A 16,301-nucleotide genomic window follows, 5' to 3' on the forward strand; every position below is an offset into this window, starting at 1 on the left:
GCGTTTATGGCAAAAGAAGACTATTACGAAACGCTCGGGGTTCCTCGCAACGCCAGCGACAGCGACATCAAGAAGGCGTTCCGCCGCCTCGCGATGAAATACCACCCCGACCGGAACAAGGACAATCCCGAGGCCGAGGAGCGTTTCAAGAGCGTGAAGGAGGCCTATGATGTCCTCTCAGACCCCAAGAAGCGGTCGGCCTATGATCAGTTCGGCCATGCCGGCATCGATCCTTCGATGGGCGGAGGCGGCGGCTTCGGATTCACGGGTGACAGTTTCAGCGATATTTTCGGCGATGTCTTTGGGGATATCTTCGGTGGAGGTGGACGCCGTCGAGGCCGGGGGCAACGGGGGAGTGATCTGCGCTATAACCTCGAGCTTACGCTGGAGGAGGCCGTAGCCGGGACCGAAGCGAAGATCAAGGTGCCGACGTGGGTCACCTGCACCGAGTGTGGTGGTTCTGGTGCCAAGAAAGGCAGCGCTCCCGTGACCTGCCCGACCTGCCACGGCCAGGGTGCAGTGCGCATGCAGCAGGGCTTCTTCTCGGTTCAGCAGACTTGTCCGACCTGTCGCGGCACCGGCCAGCACATTTCCGACCCCTGCCGGGTCTGTTACGGCCAGGGCCGCGTGCAGGAGACCAAGACCTTGTCGGTCAAAATTCCGCCCGGTGTGGATACCGGCGACCGTATCCGGCTTTCCGGCGAGGGTGAAGCGGGGGAGGGCGGCGGGCCGCCGGGCGATCTCTACGTACACATCGGCGTCAAGCAGCATCCCATCTTCACGCGGGACGGCGCCGATCTGTACTGCGAAGTGCCGATCGGTTTCCCTACCGCCTGTCTGGGCGGCGAACTGGAAGTGCCGACGCTGGACGGCAAGGTGGTGCTCAAGATTCCGGCCGAGACCCAGACCGGGCGGCTGTTTCGGGTCCGTGGGAAGGGCGTCAAGCCGGTCCGGGGCGGCGTGGCCGGTGACCTGCTGTGCCGGGTGAGAGTCGAGACGCCGGTGCACCTGAACAAGGAGCAGATCGACCTGATTCGGCAGCTCGACGAATCCTTGCGGGGCGGTGGCAGCCATCACAGTCCCCAGGCACATGGTTGGTTGGACGGGGTCAAACAGTTCTTCGATCGCCTGGGACTTTGAGAGGGAGGGCTGGAACCATGGTGATCAGAACAGGAATAGCGGGTGTCGCCGGCCGGATGGGCGGCAATCTCGTGCGCGCATGCTTAGCCGATCCGGCAGTGGAGCTAACGGCGGCGATCGCGCGTCCCGGGAGTCCGGTGGTGGGGCGCGACGCGGGCGAGCTGGCCGGTTTGTCGGCGATCGGTTTGCCCGTGGTTGGCAACCTGAGCGAAGTTTCGGACAAAGTCGACGTGCTGATCGACTTCACCCTGCCGGAAGTCACGCTGGCCCATCTCGAATCCTGCCGTTCGGCCGGAATCCGGCTGGTGATCGGCACGACCGGTTTCAGCGCGGAGCAGCGCCAGCTCATAGCCGCCGCCGCGGAGGACATGGGTATCGTGTTCGCGCCCAACATGAGCGTGGGTGTGAATCTGGCCCTCAAGCTGCTGGATATCGCCGCCCGGGTGGTGGGCGAGCATGCCGACATCGAGATCGTCGAGGCGCATCACCGCCATAAGATCGACGCGCCCTCCGGAACCGCGCTGCGCATGGGCGAAGTGGTGGCGAAAGCCTTGGGGCGGAACTTGCAGGACTGCGCGATCTACGGCCGCGAAGGCATCACCGGGATACGCGATGCCAAGACCATCGGTTTCTCCACCATCCGCGCCGGCGACATCGTCGGCGAGCACACCGTCATGTTCGCCGACGAAGGCGAGCGCATCGAGATCACCCATAAGGCCAGCAGCCGCATGACCTTCGCCAAGGGAGCGGTCAGGGCGGCCGTCTGGCTGATGTCCCAGGGCGAAGGACTGTTCGACATGCAGGACGTGCTGGGTTTGAAGGGATGAGGTGCCGCCGCGCTCTGGATGGACTCCATCAGGGCTATCTTCTATAATCCCACGGCTAAAACGCATCGAATATCCCAACGAGCGGGGCATATCTTCGGGTCTGCCCCGTTTTTGCACGTCTTGAGGTGGCTTTTTTGAAAACTCCCGCGCTGCTCGCTCTTGACGACGGTACCGTGTTTCGTGGCTACGCGATCGGGGCCGAGGGGGCATCGGTGGGCGAGGTGGTGTTCAACACCTCGATCACCGGCTACCAGGAAATCCTCACCGATCCGTCCTACGCGCGGCAGATCGTCGCGCTGACCTATCCCCACATCGGCAACACCGGCATCAACGAAGAAGACACCGAATCTTCCGGCATTTTCGCCAGCGGGTTGGTGATCCGTGATCTGCCGCTGCGGGCCAGCAACTGGCGGTGCGAGCGCCGCCTCGACGAATACCTGCGCCAGCGCGGCGTGGTCGGCGTTGCCGGCCTGGATACCCGCCGGCTGACCCGTATCCTGCGCGACAAGGGGGCCCAGCGCGGTTGCATCGCGGCCGGCAACTCTCTGGATGCCGACGCTGCGGTGGCGATGGCCCGTGGTTTTCCCGGATTGCAGGGTATGGATCTGGCTCAGGTCGTCACCACCCCGCAGCGCTATGAGTGGACCGAAGGCAGCTGGCGGTTCGGCGCCGAGCCGGTGCAGTCAGGTCAAGGTGGTTTCCATGTCGTCGCGTACGATTTCGGAGTCAAGCGAAACATCCTGCGACTGCTCGTGGATCGAGGCTGCCGGGTCACCGTGGTACCCGCCCGGACGCCGGCAGCGGAAGCGTTGGCACTCAAACCCGACGGGTTGTTCCTATCGAACGGTCCTGGTGATCCGGAGCCTTGTGACTACGCCGTTGCGGCGATCCGGGCATTCCTGGACACCGGCATTCCGGTTTTCGGCATCTGCCTGGGGCATCAGTTGCTGGCCCTCGCGGCAGGTGCGCGCACGTCGAAGATGAAGTTCGGCCATCACGGCGCAAACCATCCGGTGCAGGACCTGAGCACCGGCCGGGTCGTGATCACCAGCCAGAACCACGGTTTCGCCGTGGAGGAGGCCAGCCTGCCGGCGAACGTGAGACCGACCCACCGCTCGCTGTTCGACGGCAGTCTGCAGGGCATCGAATTCACCGATCGTTCTGCCTTCAGTTTCCAAGGGCATCCGGAAGCCAGTCCTGGCCCGCACGATCTGTGCGACCTGTTCGACCGCTTCGTCGGCGCCATGAGAGCCGCCCGCAACCGCCATTAACGGTGTCCTTCGTTCATGCCAAAACGTACCGATATCAAATCGATTCTGCTCCTGGGCGCCGGCCCCATCGTCATCGGCCAGGCCTGTGAGTTCGACTACTCCGGCGCCCAGGCCTGCAAGGCACTGAAGGAGGAAGGCTATCGGGTCATCCTGGTCAATTCGAATCCGGCCACGATCATGACGGACCCGGAGATGGCCGATGCAACCTACATCGAACCGATCGACTGGCAGACGGTTGCCCGCATCATCGAAAAGGAGCGCCCGGATGCGCTGCTGCCGACCATGGGCGGCCAGACGGCGCTCAACTGTGCGCTGGACCTGGACCGCGAAGGTGTGCTGGAGCGGTTTGGGGTGGAGATGATCGGCGCCAGCCGCGAAGCCATCGCCAAGGCCGAGGACCGCGACCAGTTCCGCAAGGCCATGATCAAGATCGGCCTGTCAGTGCCGAAATCCGAGGTGGCTCACAGCCTTGAAGAGGCGTTGTCCGTGCTGGACATGGTGGGCTATCCCGCCATCATCCGACCTTCCTTTACCCTGGGTGGGTCCGGTGGCGGTATCGCCTACAACCGCGAGGAGTTCGTGGAAATCTGCGAACGCGGGCTGGAGCTTTCGCCGACCCACGAACTGCTGATCGAGGAGTCGGTGCTCGGCTGGAAAGAGTACGAGATGGAGGTGGTGCGCGACCGTGCCGACAACTGCATCATCGTCTGTTCGATCGAAAACCTCGATCCCATGGGGGTTCATACCGGCGATTCGATCACGGTCGCGCCGGCGCAGACGCTGACCGACAAGGAATACCAGATCATGCGTGACGCCTCGATCGCGGTGCTGCGCGAGATCGGGGTGGATACCGGCGGTTCCAACGTCCAGTTCGCCGTCAATCCGAGGGACGGCCGTCTGATCGTGATCGAGATGAATCCCCGGGTGTCGCGTTCTTCGGCGCTGGCTTCCAAGGCCACCGGTTTCCCCATTGCCAAGGTCGCTGCCAAGCTGGCGGTCGGCTATACCCTGGACGAGCTGCGCAACGAGATCACCGGCGGTGCCATGCCGGCGTCGTTCGAACCGACCATCGATTATGTGGTGACCAAGGTCCCGCGCTTCACCTTCGAAAAATTCCCGCAGGCGGACGATCGCCTCACCACCCAGATGAAGTCGGTAGGCGAAGCCATGGCGATCGGCCGGACTTTCCAGGAGTCGCTGCAGAAGGCCTTACGCAGCCTGGAGATCGGGGTGGACGGGTTGGTCGGCAAGCTCACTGCGGACAGCGACGACCGGGTGGAGCGCTTGCAGCGCGAGCTGGGCCATCCGGGCTGCGACCGTCTGTTCTACGTCGCCGACGCTTTCCGGCTGGGTTGGAGTCTCGACCAGGTCCATGAGCTGAGTGCCATCGATCCCTGGTTCCTCGCCCAGATCGAGGATTTGATCCTCGAGGAAGCCGCCCTGGCCAAGCGTACCCTTGCATCGCTTACCCCTGACGAACTGCTGGCTCTGAAACGCAAGGGATTCTCAGATTCCCGTCTGGCCCGCCTGCTGGACCGCAGCGAAGCCGAAGTGCGGGCGGTGCGACATCGTTTCGGCATCCGTCCGGTGTACAAGCGGATCGACTCCTGCGCGGCCGAGTTCGCCACCGTCACCGCTTATCTTTACTCGACCTACGAGGAAGAGTGTGAAGCCGCGCCGACGGACCGGGAGAAGATCGTCGTGCTCGGCGGCGGTCCCAACCGCATCGGCCAGGGCATCGAGTTCGACTATTGCTGCGTGCACGCGGCGATGGCGCTGCGGGAGGATGGTTTCGAAACCATCATGATCAACTGCAATCCGGAGACGGTGTCGACCGATTTCGACACTTCCGACCGCCTGTATTTCGAGCCGCTGACGCTGGAGGATGTGCTCGAAGTGGTTCATCTGGAGAAGCCGAAGGGCGTGATCGTGCAATACGGCGGCCAGACGCCGCTGAAGCTGGCCCGGGCGCTGGAAGCGGCCGGCGTGCCGATCATCGGCACTTCGCCCGATTCCATAGACCTGGCCGAGGACCGTGAGCGCTTCCAGAAACTGATCGACCGGCTCAACCTGAAACAGCCGCCCAACCGCACCGCGCGCTCGCTGGAAGAGGCCCTGCGGGGTGCCCAGGAAATAGGCTACCCGCTGGTCGTGCGTCCCTCCTATGTATTGGGTGGCCGGGCCATGGAAATCGTGTTCAACGACGATGACCTCAAGCGCTATATGCTGGAAGCCGTCAGTGTTTCCAACGAATCCCCGGTGCTGCTCGACCGCTTCCTGTCCGATGCCATCGAGATGGATGTGGATGCCGTCGCCGACGGCCAGCGCGTGATGATCGGCGGCTTGATGCAGCACATCGAGCAGGCGGGGGTGCATTCGGGCGATTCCGCCTGCTCGATTCCGCCGTATGACCTGCGGGTGGACATCCAGGACCGGGTCAGAGAGCAGGTCCGCCTGCTGGCGGAGGCATTGGGCGTGGTCGGCTTGATGAACACCCAGTTCGCCATCCAGGATGATGAGATATTCGTGCTGGAGGTGAATCCGCGCGCCTCCCGCACCGTTCCCTTCGTCTCGAAGGCGACCGGATATCCCCTGGCCAAGGTCGCGGCGCGCTGCATGGTCGGGCGCAGCCTCGACCAGCAGGGCGTGAGCGAAGAGCGCATTCCGCCGTATTTCTCGGTGAAGGAGGCGGTGTTTCCCTTCATCAAATTCCCTGGTGTCGACCCGCTGCTCGGGCCGGAGATGAAGTCGACCGGCGAGGTGATGGGTGTCGGCGCCAGCTTCGGCGAGGCCTACGCCAAGGCGCAGCGGGCCGCGAGTGTGCGTCTGGCCTACGAGGGGACGACCCTCATCAGCATCCGTGACGCCGACAAGCCCAAGATCGTTCCGATCGCGAAGGCCCTGGTCGCCAGGGGGTTCCGCCTGGTGGCCACGCGAGGCACGGCGAAGGTGCTGCAGGATGCGGGCGTGCCTTGCGAAAAGGTGAACAAGGTGTACGAAGGGCGGCCGCATATTGTCGACATGATCAAGAACGGCCAGATTCAGCTTATCATCAATACGACCGAGGGCAAGAAGGCCATCGCCGATTCGTTCACCATTCGGCGGCAGGCTCTGCAGCATCAGGTGACCTACACCACCACGATTTCCGGCGCCCATGCGATCTGCTGTGCGCTGGACGAACTCGGCTCGGTGGACGTCAACCGGCTGCAGGATTTGCATGGCGCCCTATCCTGAATCGGAGAATCGGAAGCAGCAGCGATGAACAAGACTCCCATGACCACACGCGGTGCCGAGAAGCTGCGTGAAGAACTCAATCATCTGAAGACGGTGGCGCGGCCCCGGGTCATCGAGGCGATCGCCGAAGCGCGCGCCCATGGCGACCTGAAGGAGAACGCCGAATATCAGGCAGCGCGAGAACAGCAGGGATTCATCGAAGGACGGATCAAGGAGATCGAGGCCAAGCTCGCCAATGCCCAGATCATCGACGTCACGCGGCTGAACCCCGGCGGCAAGGTCGTCTTCGGGGCGACCGCGGAGATCGAAGATCTGGCTTCCGGCGAAGTGGTGACCTATCAAATCGTCGGCGAGGACGAAGCCGAGATCAAAGAAGGGAGGATTTCGGTGACTTCGCCGATCGCGCGCGCCCTCATCGGCAAACAGGAAGGCGACATAGCGACGGTGCAGGCGCCGGGCGGTACCCGCGAATACGAAATCGTATCGGTCAAATACGTCTAGACTTTCCTGCCCCGCTCAGGCGATTTCCGGAACAGCGTGATCACATGGCCGAGCGACTGGACCAGCTCGGCACCCGACTCTCCGCAGATTTGCGCCGTCATCTCCGCTCTGGTTTCGCGGTCCCCGGCATTGACCCGGACTTTGATCAATTCGTGATGTTCCAGAGCCATGTCGATTTCGCCGAGCACGCCCGGTGTGATACCGGCCTGGCCGGTGATCACGACCGGCTTCAGTTTGTGGGCCTTGGCGCGTAATTGGCGTCGGAGTTCGGGAGTCATACGTGGCACTCTGTCGAAGAAAAAGCTGCTTATTGTAACGTGACTGAAGAAATTTCCCATGGCAAAGCGTAGCCGGAGCAGCGGCCGCTGGCTGGCGGAGCATTTCTCCGACGAGTACGTGCGCCTGGCGCAGGAGAAAGGTTATCGTTCGAGAGCCGTCTTCAAGCTGATGGAGCTGGACGAGCATGACCGTTTGTTCGCGCCCGGCACCACGGTGATCGACCTCGGGGCGGCCCCAGGCGGTTGGTCGCAATATGCGGCCCGGCGGGTGGGGGCCTCCGGCCGAGTCCTTGCCCTGGACATGCTGCCGATGGAACCTTTACCCGGCGTCACCGTGGTGCAAGGGGATTTTCTCGACGATGCGGTGTTCCAGGCGCTGCTGGAAGCCATCGGCGGGCGCCGTGTGGATGTGGTATTGTCGGACATGGCGCCCAATATGAGCGGTAACCGCAACGTCGACCAGCCGCGCAGCATGTACCTGGCGGAATTGGCCTTCGATCTCGCGGAAAGGGTGCTGGGGCCGAAGGGAAGTTTCGTCGTGAAGCTGTTCCAGGGGGAAGGATTCCAGGAATACGTGGCACGGGCCAGGAAGGCGTTTGGGTCCGTCGGCATGAGGAAGCCGAAGGCCTCGCGGGCACGGAGCGCGGAAATTTACCTGGTCGGTAAGGGATACCGTGGCGCCGACCGCTGAATCAGGGGGGCGGGAACGATTTTGGCCATCCAAGTGTCATATTTGTGTCATGTTGCGTCGGCGATTTTTTCGTGCTGCGGGGAATTCCGTAGCGATCGCGTGCAGGTGTGGATAATATTGCCGTCATCGGTCTGACACAAAATAACAAGAGCCGTTCTCCATCCCATTCCAATCCGACTACGGAGATTCGAGTCGTGAACGACATGTTAAAGAATATCCTGCTCTGGGTGGTCATCGCCGTCGTGCTGATGTCCGTCTTCAACAACTTCGGGTCCCGTAAATCGGTCGATTCCAGCATGTCCTATTCGCAGTTCATCGCGGCGGTGAATGAAGGACAGGTCAAGTCGGTGACGATCGACGGGCAGAACGTGCGCGGCATGCTGGGTACGGGTGAGAAATTCTCGACCTACAACCCGGAAGACCCGCACCTGATCGACGACCTGCTCAAGAACCACGTGGAGATCAAGGCGCAGCCGCCGGAGTCGCAGTCGCTCCTGATGCAAATCTTCATCTCCTGGTTCCCCATGCTGCTGCTGGTGGCGGTATGGATATTCTTCATGCGCCAGATGCAGGGCGGCGCGGGCGGCCGGGGGGCGATGTCCTTCGGCAAGAGCAAGGCACGGCTGATCGAAGAAGATCAGGTCAAGGTGACCTTCGCCGATGTGGCGGGTGCCGACGAGGCCAAGGAGGACGTAGCCGAGATGGTCGATTTCCTCAAGGATCCGAGCAAGTTCCAGAAACTGGGCGGCAAGATCCCGCGCGGCGCGCTCATGGTCGGCCCGCCGGGCACCGGCAAGACGCTGCTGGCACGGGCCATTGCCGGCGAGGCGCGGGTACCGTTCTTCTCGATATCGGGTTCGGATTTCGTGGAAATGTTCGTCGGGGTGGGCGCGTCGCGCGTGCGTGACATGTTCGAACAGGCCAAGAAGCACGCTCCCTGTATCATCTTCATCGACGAAATCGATGCGGTCGGCCGTCACCGCGGTGCGGGTCTGGGCGGCGGGCATGACGAGCGCGAGCAGACCCTGAACCAGCTGCTGGTCGAGATGGACGGTTTCGAAGGCACCGAAGGCATCATCGTGATCGCCGCGACCAACCGCCCCGACGTGCTCGATCCCGCGCTGCTGCGGCCGGGCCGGTTCGACCGCCAGATCGTGGTGGGGCTGCCGGACGTCCGCGGCCGTGAGCAGATCCTCAAGGTCCACATGAAACGCGTGCCACTGGCTGACGACGTGGAAGCGAAGTATCTGGCACGGGGCACGCCCGGTTTCTCGGGGGCCGATCTGGCCAACCTCGTCAACGAGGCCGCCCTGTTCGCCGCCCGCAAAAACAAGCGGGTCGTGGAAATGGAGGATTTCGAGAAGGCCAAGGACAAGATCCTCATGGGCGTCGAGCGCAAGTCCATGGTCATGAGCGATGAGGAAAAGAAGCTCACGGCCTACCACGAAGCCGGCCATGCCATCGTTGGCTTGATGGTCCCCGAGCATGACCCCGTGTACAAGGTCAGCATCATGCCACGCGGCCGCGCCCTTGGCATCACGATGTTCCTGCCGGAGCGTGACACCTACAGCGCCAGCAAGCAGAAACTGGAGAGCCAGATTTCCAGCCTGTTCGGCGGCCGGCTGGCCGAGGAGATCGTGTTCGGTCGTGAGCACGTCACCACCGGTGCCCAGAACGACATCGAACGTGCCACCAATTTGGCGCGGAACATGGTGACGCGCTGGGGGCTCTCGGAGCGGCTGGGGCCGCTGGCTTACAGCGAGGAGGAGGGCGAGGTCTTCCTGGGGCGGTCCGTGACCAAGCACAAGAGCGTATCGGAGGAGACGGCGCACCTGATCGACGAGGAGATCCGCTCGATCATCGACCGTAACTACGAGCGCGCCGAGCGTATCCTCCGGGAAAATATGGATAAGATGCACCTCATGGCCGAAGCGCTGATCAAATATGAAACCATAGACCGTCTGCAGATCGCCGACATCATGGAAGGCAGGTCCCCCAGGGTTCCCCAGAGCTGGGAGGACAATACGCCTCCCGGTAGCGGCGAGTCGGCATCGAAGGGTGGCGATCAGCCGGTATCGGGGTCCTTCGGCAAACCGGCGGAGCAGACCTGAGTTTTCGGGCCGCACAGGCTTTCGAACCCCTGGCGGGCGCAGTCTGCCAGGGGTTTTCTATTGTCCGCGATTTCGCTAGTTTTCTTGAGGACGTCAGAATTGGGGGAGGAAGCAGTGAAGAAAGAGTATTTCGGGACCGACGGAATTCGCGGCAGGGTGGGTGATTACCCGATCACTCCGGATTTCATGCTCAAGCTCGGGTGGGCGGCGGGCTGCGTCTTCGCCCGGGAGATGCCGGGCCGGCGTGTCCTGATCGGCAAGGATACCCGGATTTCCGGATACATGTTCGAATCGGCTTTGGAAGCCGGCTTTTCCGCCGCCGGCGTCGATACGCAACTACTCGGCCCGATGCCGACCCCGGCGGTCGCTTATCTGACCCGCACCCTCCGTGCCCAGGCGGGCGTGGTGATCAGCGCTTCACACAACCCTTATTACGACAACGGCATCAAGTTTTTCGGGCCGGACGGCATGAAGCTGCCCGACGAACTGGAACTGTTGATCGAAGACTATCTGGGCAGGCCCATGACCACTGTGGAGTGTTCGCACATCGGCAAGGCGACCCGCATCGTGGACGCGGCGGGGCGTTATATCGAGTTTTGCAAGAGCACGATTCCCCTGGGTATGCATTTTTCCGGAATGAAAATCGTGGTGGACTGCGCCCACGGATCGACCTACCACGTCGCTCCCGACGTGTTCTCGGAACTGAGAGCGACCGTGAGTACCCTCGGGGTCGCGCCGGACGGTCTCAACATCAACGATCGCGTCGGCGCCACGGATCCTGAAAACCTTCGCCAGACGGTGCTCGAGGAAAATGCCGATCTGGGCATAGCGCTGGATGGAGACGGCGATCGGCTGATCATGGTCGACCACCGGGGGGAGGTCGTCGACGGCGACGAACTGCTGTTCGTCATCGCCAATGCCCGGCACGCCGAAGGCGAACTGAAGGGTTCCGTGGTGGGAACCCTGATGAGCAATCTCGGCCTGGAGCAGGCGATACGGCGCCTGGGCCTGGAATTCAGGCGGGCCGCGGTCGGCGACCGCTACGTGATGGAAATGATGCTCGAACACGGCAGCATGCTCGGCGGCGAAGGGTCGGGACACATCATTTGCCGCGACCGCACCACCACGGGGGACGGCATCGTCTCCGCCCTGCAAGTCCTGGCGGAGATCGTCCGCAGCGGAAAAACCCTGCACGAACTGAAGCAGGGCATGAGGAAATATCCCCAGCGGCTGGTCAACGTGCGGCTGGCGGAACGGGTCAGTCTGGCTTCGGTGCCGCTGGTCCAGAAAGTGAAGGCCGAGGTGGAGGCGGAGTTGGGCGATTCGGGACGCGTACTGTTGCGCCCGTCGGGCACGGAGCCCTTGATCCGGGTGATGGTCGAAGGAGCGGACGAGGGCCAGGTCCGCGAGCTCGCCGACCGGTTGGCGGGAGCCGTGGCCCGGGCGTTTTCCGCCTGAAGCGTGTGCCGGCCAGGCTCGTTTCCGACTTATGCCATTGAACGGAAAGGGGACATTCCCTGTATCACGAGTCGGTCGGCTTCCCGTCCTCGCGCTGCATCTTTGCTACAATCGGGTGCGCAGCGCGGAGTCCGGCTGCCGGCCGTGTCAGCGATCCGGCCGACCATTCCCTCCTTTCCGACGATTCTAGGAGTGTTCCCATGGCTGGTGTCCTGCTTCGCTCCGGCCGCCTGAAGCACTTTTTGCCCCTGGGTGCCACCGGCCAGCCGGTCTACCGCGCGGCTTCGCAATTGCGGGCCGCGATTCGGCGGCAGCTCGGCCAGGAGGCGGCGGATTACTTCGCCGTGCCGGTCCAGGACGAGAAGGGGGATACCCTGGATTGGTATTCCGCATTCGATGGAGACGTGGTGCCCTGGACGTCGGCGACTCCGGAGGAGCGCGGCCCGGCCAGGGCCAGCCTGTTGGCGGCGCGCGAGCGCCTGCTGGAGAAGAGCCGGGCGCTGCAGGCGTCGGAAGACGGCGAGCAGCAGGTTTTTGGCAAGCTGCTGGCGCTGGCGACGCGTATTCCCGGGGAGGATCATGTGTATCTCGTCGGGGGGCGGCCGGTCATGACGTTCTGGGGATTCGCCCAGCGCGAGGAGGTTTCGGAGCGTGACGTGCTGGCCAGCCTCGACGTAAGCGGCATCTCGGCATCGGCGGCGCGTTTCGAGGAGGGACCGGGCAAGATTCCACCGATGCCTGGGCGCCGGCGCTGGTGGCACTGGCTGTTGTTGCCGCTGCTGCTTCTGGTGGGACTCCTCTTGTTCGGCTTGAAGAATTGCGGGCCGGACGGTCTGTCCGGGTTCGTCCGGCAAGAGCCTACGCCGAGCCCGCTTCCGCTGGAAAGGGAAGGGGATGTCATCCCCGACGTATCTCCCAGTCCCGATGCAAAGGAGGAAAGTAGGGAAAAGAGCCGCAGCGACGTCGCCGCCTTCGGTGAGCGAATCGACCGGAGCGGGCGCCAGGACCGGGACACGGTGAGCGTGAAGCGCTCGGTGGAGGGTTCCCGGACCGTCGTGGACTCCACGCAAGTGGATCAAAGCCCGGAAGGGGCGACCGATACCGAGAACTGGGACACGTCAGCCGCGATGCCGCCGGGAGGTGCGGCTGACGCGGCCGAAAGCACGTCAGTCTCCGAGGTCGCGTCTGCCCACACCGACGTGGCTGGGACCGGATCGCCTGGCGACGATAAGCCGCAACCGGATCCCGGCAGCGGAGGACAAACCGCCGAGGGCCAGCCGGCCGACGAAGCCACGCAATCCGCCGAAGATAAATCAGCAGCGAAAACCGAACCACCTGCTGAGGCTCCGTCCGAAAAAGCCATTTCCAAGGCTGGAGCCAACGTGACGACTTCCGGCGCACCGCTGACGATCCCCAAGGAGGCAGCCAGGAAGGGCTCTACCGACTTCCTGAACGGCCAGTGGCAGTCCGTCACCGGTCTGCAGGACAGCTCCGGCAATCCGATTCGGCTCGAATACGATTTCAAGGGCAAGGATGGCATGGCCCGGCTGAAGCGTTCGGTCGGCGGCAAGGAGATGGAATGCACCGCGCCGGTGACTTCCAGTTTCAGCGGATCCAGGCTGGTGATCGACCAGGCCGGCGACATCCGCTGTCCCGACGGCAGCAGCATCCAGCGCTCCAAGGTGGAATGCACCACCGACCCGCAAGGCCATGCGGTGTGCAAGGGCAGGAATCCGGACGGTTCCGATTACAAGGTCCGGATCACCAAGAAATAGCGGAAGGAGCGGAGAAGCGGAATGCTGAGCGAATTGGTGGAATTCGCCGAGAACGCCACGCTGATCATGCGCAGCGGGGTCCAGTTCATGGATTTCGGCCTGACGCTGGACCTGCGCCGGGAGCCGCCCGGCGAGTTTGCCCTGCAGAGCGGCCGGCGCTCGCTGGCGCGGCTGGAATGGGACGAGCGGCGTGAGCGCCACGTGCATCCGGGTGATCCGGTGCTGGTGGTCAAACCCAGGTTCAGCGTGAGCGTCGATGAGTCCATCAAACTGCTGGATGGCTGCTGGCTGCCGCTGCCCGTGCTGCGAGCCGGTCCCCAGCGCCGCTTCGACCAGGGGCCCACCACCTGGGCCCGTGGCCGCATCGTCAGACTCGGCGAAGGCGAAGACCTGCGCGGTCACACTCACCGCCTGACACTGGCCTTCGACACCCAGGTACTGGAGGCGCGTGCGGCCACGGCTTATCTGGCGCCGACCCACGCCGACGTGCAGACCGGCGCCAGTTTCCAGCTTGCCTACCGGGCGCACGAGATGGGCTGGTATCCGGAACTGCCCTGGGTCGACGAATGGCTGGCGGAAGTGTTCCGCGACGAGGCGGCGGAGCGGTTGAAGCTGCCGGCCGAAGACGTCGACAGCGAGATCGAACAGCTCAGCCATCACGCCCATTACCTCAATTTTCTGTACCTGATCGGTGTACGGGCCAACATCCCGGAAATCCGGGTGCGCAGCAACGCGCCGGACGACATCTATGCGCCGATCCCAGTGGATCTGGTGCTGGACGTCGGCAATTCCCGGACCTGTGGCATCCTGGTCGAGGAGCATCCCCAGCAGCACGATGGCCTGAAGAACCGCTACGAACTCACCATCCGCGACTTGTCCGAGCCGCACAAGGTCTATCACGAACCCTTCGAGAGCCGGGCGGAATTCGCCCAGGCATTGCTGGGCAAGGAGCACCTGGCCTGCAAGAGCGGGCGCAACGATGCCTTCGTCTGGCCGACCATCGCCCGGGTCGGGCGGGAGGCGGCGCGGCTGGCCAATCACCGCCGCGGCACCGAAGGCTCGACCGGGCTGTCCAGTCCCAAGCGCTACCTCTGGGACGAGGACCGTTACGAGCCCGGCTGGCGCTTCAACGTCGCCTACAGCCGCGAGGAGATCGAACCGCACGCCACGGGGGCGCCGTTCAGTAACCTGATCAACGAGCGCGGCGAAGCCCTGCACGAACTGCCGGAGGCCGAGCGGATGCCGGTGTTCGTGCCCAAATATTCGCGCAGCTCCTTGATGTGCTTCTTCCTGGCCGAAATCCTGGTCCACGCCCTCGGGCAGATCAACAGCCCGGCCCAGCGGATCAAACAGGGCGATCCGGAAAAGCCCCGGCACCTGCGTTCCATCATCATCACCGTGCCGCCCTCCATGCCCAAGCCGGAGCGGCGGATCTTCGCCGCGCGTTTGCGCCAGGCCATGGCCCTGGTGTGGAAGGCGTTGGGCTGGCAGCCGGAAGACGACGGCATCGACGCCGTGGATGCCGCCGGCAACCCGACCGCCTGGCCGCGTTTCCCGGTGATCCATACCGAATGGGATGAGGCGACTTGCGCCCAGGCGGTCTACCTGTTCAGTGAAATCCACGAGCATTTCGGCGGGCGGCCGGAGGAGTTTTTCCGCATCCTGCGCCGCAGCGGTGTGGATCGTGGGGACCAGACGATCACGGTGGCCTCGATCGACATCGGCGGTGGCACTACGGACCTGGTGGTGGCCGACTACCGGCTGGACCATGGCCAGGGCGCCAACGTCTACATCCTGCCGGAGCAGCGGTTCCGCGACGGCTTCAAGGTGGCTGGCGACGATCTGCTGCTGGAGACGGTGCAGAAGATGATCGTGCCGGCGATCGAGGCGGCGCTGCTCGAGTACGGTGTGGCCGATCCCGCATCCTTGCTGTCCCAGCTCATCGGCGCCGAGACCCTGTCGGTGCAGGACCGTACCTCGCGTCAGCGGCTGGCCCTGGAGGTGTTCTATCCGCTGGGCCTGAAGCTGTTGCATGCCTATGAGCGTTTCGATCCGGCTCTGCCGGCGGAGTCGCATGGCTTCAGGATCGGCGAACTGCTGGTGGGGGATGACCGTCCCTCCGAGCACGTAGTGCGGCATTTCGCGTTGGGGGTAAAGCGGTCGGTTGGTGCCAGGGACAAGGATTTCGATCTGCTCGAAGTAACGATCCCTTTCGATCTGCACCGGCTGCACCGGCTGTTCCTGGAGGACCGGTTCGAGATCTGCAAGACCGTCCGGGCGCTGTGCGAGATCGTCCACCTCTATCACTGCGACGTTCTGCTGTTGAGCGGGCGGCCCTCCTGCATGCCGGGCATCCTGGCGCTGTTCCGCCGCCTGCTGCCCTTGCCGCCGGACCGGATCGTCCCGCTGGCAGGGTTCCGCGCCGGGGTCTGGTATCCCTTCCACCGCGACGGCCGGATCGGCGACCCCAAGACCACGGCGGTGGTCGGGGCGATGATCTGCAAAGTCGGCGGCGCCCGCCGCATCCCCAACTTCAACTTCCTGGCCCATGCCTACAAGGTGTATTCCACCGTCCGCCACCTGGGGCTGATCGACCAGAACCTCGTACTGCGGGACGCCGACGTGTATTACCGTGACGTCAATCTGGACGACGAGAACTACGAGCTTCCGGAGCAGCCGTTCGAGATGCGCGCCCGGATGATCCTGGGGTTCAGGCAGCTCGCCTCCGAGCGCTGGCCGGCGACGCCGCTGTACGTGCTGGACCTGAGCGAACGCGCCAAGCAGCTCCTCGCCAGCGCCGACCGCACCGCGCCCGCCGTGATCCAGATCGCTCTCAAACTGGACCGCAAGAAAGGCGCGGGGCCCGAGAGCTTCAGCGTGGCCTCCGCCGTCACCAGCCAGGGCACCGCCCTCAACCCGTCGCGCGACATCGTGCTCAAGCTCAACACCCTGACCACCGTCGGCATCGGCGAGAGCAGCTATTGGCTGGACACGGGCAGCATCATCCGTTAAGGG

At 63.7% G+C, this 16,301-nt stretch carries 11 protein-coding genes; 10 read left to right on the forward strand and 1 reads right to left on the reverse strand.

Annotated elements, in window-relative coordinates; all coding sequences use genetic code 11:
- The first annotated feature begins 6 nt into the window (after window positions 1–6).
- The 5 genes from dnaJ (at window position 7) to greA (ending at window position 6,973) form a co-directional block, all read left to right on the forward strand.
- Window positions 7–1,140, forward strand: coding sequence for a molecular chaperone DnaJ (gene dnaJ, locus H156_RS0111175; protein ID WP_010961107.1), 1,134 nt, complete (start codon window positions 7–9; stop codon window positions 1,138–1,140).
- A gap of 17 nt (window positions 1,141–1,157) precedes the next feature.
- Complete coding sequence (dapB, locus tag H156_RS0111180; RefSeq protein ID WP_017365471.1) at window positions 1,158–1,967, forward strand: 4-hydroxy-tetrahydrodipicolinate reductase; 810 nt, start codon at window positions 1,158–1,160, stop codon at window positions 1,965–1,967.
- A 134-nt stretch (window positions 1,968–2,101) separates the two neighbouring features.
- The gene (gene carA, locus H156_RS0111185; RefSeq protein ID WP_026045963.1) at window positions 2,102–3,238 is read left to right on the forward strand and encodes a glutamine-hydrolyzing carbamoyl-phosphate synthase small subunit; all 1,137 of its coding nucleotides are present in this window, start codon (window positions 2,102–2,104) and stop codon (window positions 3,236–3,238) included.
- Between the two features lie 15 nt (window positions 3,239–3,253).
- Entirely contained in the window at window positions 3,254–6,472 is a 3,219-nt protein-coding gene (gene carB, locus H156_RS0111190; RefSeq protein ID WP_017365473.1) for a carbamoyl-phosphate synthase large subunit, read from the forward strand.
- Between the two features lie 24 nt (window positions 6,473–6,496).
- Window positions 6,497–6,973 carry a transcription elongation factor GreA gene (gene greA / locus H156_RS0111195; RefSeq protein WP_017365474.1) on the forward strand — a complete coding sequence of 159 codons (477 nt, stop codon included), beginning with the start codon at window positions 6,497–6,499 and terminating at the stop codon, window positions 6,971–6,973.
- Here the strand turns inward: greA and yhbY are convergent.
- Entirely contained in the window at window positions 6,970–7,251 is a 282-nt protein-coding gene (gene yhbY, locus H156_RS0111200; RefSeq protein ID WP_036246435.1) for a ribosome assembly RNA-binding protein YhbY, read from the reverse strand. The two genes, greA and yhbY, sit on opposite strands and share 4 nt — an antisense overlap.
- Window positions 7,252–7,309: 58 nt before the next feature.
- On the opposite strand from yhbY, the gene rlmE reads away from it, so the two are divergent.
- From rlmE to H156_RS0111225, 5 genes are all read left to right on the forward strand, one after another.
- A complete protein-coding gene (gene rlmE, locus H156_RS0111205) occupies window positions 7,310–7,942 on the forward strand; it encodes a 23S rRNA (uridine(2552)-2'-O)-methyltransferase RlmE (protein WP_017365475.1) in 633 nt (210 codons plus the stop codon).
- Window positions 7,943–8,145: 203 nt separating this feature from the next.
- Window positions 8,146–10,053: an ATP-dependent zinc metalloprotease FtsH gene (ftsH, locus tag H156_RS0111210; protein ID WP_187148265.1), complete on the forward strand. Its 1,908-nt coding sequence runs from the start codon at window positions 8,146–8,148 to the stop codon at window positions 10,051–10,053.
- A gap of 114 nt (window positions 10,054–10,167) precedes the next feature.
- Window positions 10,168–11,511: a phosphoglucosamine mutase gene (glmM, locus tag H156_RS0111215; RefSeq protein ID WP_010961099.1), complete on the forward strand. Its 1,344-nt coding sequence runs from the start codon at window positions 10,168–10,170 to the stop codon at window positions 11,509–11,511.
- 200 nt (window positions 11,512–11,711) lie between these two features.
- Window positions 11,712–13,286 (forward strand): SrfA family protein, encoded by a 1,575-nt coding sequence (locus H156_RS0111220; protein ID WP_017365476.1) that lies wholly within the window; start codon window positions 11,712–11,714, stop codon window positions 13,284–13,286.
- A 21-nt stretch (window positions 13,287–13,307) separates the two neighbouring features.
- Window positions 13,308–16,298: a virulence factor SrfB gene (locus H156_RS0111225; protein ID WP_017365477.1), complete on the forward strand. Its 2,991-nt coding sequence runs from the start codon at window positions 13,308–13,310 to the stop codon at window positions 16,296–16,298.
- The last annotated feature ends 3 nt before the right edge of the window (window positions 16,299–16,301 follow it).

The organism is Methylococcus capsulatus str. Texas = ATCC 19069, from assembly GCF_000424685.1.
Taxonomy (GTDB): Bacteria; Pseudomonadota; Gammaproteobacteria; order Methylococcales; family Methylococcaceae; genus Methylococcus; species Methylococcus capsulatus.

Coding starts and splice junctions, on each gene's coding strand:
- dnaJ (WP_010961107.1), top strand. CDS start 7: ATGGCAAAAGAAGACTATTACGAAACGCTCGGGGTTCCTCGCAACGCC.
- dapB (WP_017365471.1), top strand. CDS start 1,158: ATGGTGATCAGAACAGGAATAGCGGGTGTCGCCGGCCGGATGGGCGGC.
- carB (WP_017365473.1), top strand. CDS start 3,254: ATGCCAAAACGTACCGATATCAAATCGATTCTGCTCCTGGGCGCCGGC.
- greA (WP_017365474.1), top strand. CDS start 6,497: ATGAACAAGACTCCCATGACCACACGCGGTGCCGAGAAGCTGCGTGAA.
- yhbY (WP_036246435.1), bottom strand. CDS start 7,251: ATGACTCCCGAACTCCGACGCCAATTACGCGCCAAGGCCCACAAACTG.
- rlmE (WP_017365475.1), top strand. CDS start 7,310: ATGGCAAAGCGTAGCCGGAGCAGCGGCCGCTGGCTGGCGGAGCATTTC.
- ftsH (WP_187148265.1), top strand. CDS start 8,146: ATGTTAAAGAATATCCTGCTCTGGGTGGTCATCGCCGTCGTGCTGATG.
- H156_RS0111220 (WP_017365476.1), top strand. CDS start 11,712: ATGGCTGGTGTCCTGCTTCGCTCCGGCCGCCTGAAGCACTTTTTGCCC.
- H156_RS0111225 (WP_017365477.1), top strand. CDS start 13,308: ATGCTGAGCGAATTGGTGGAATTCGCCGAGAACGCCACGCTGATCATG.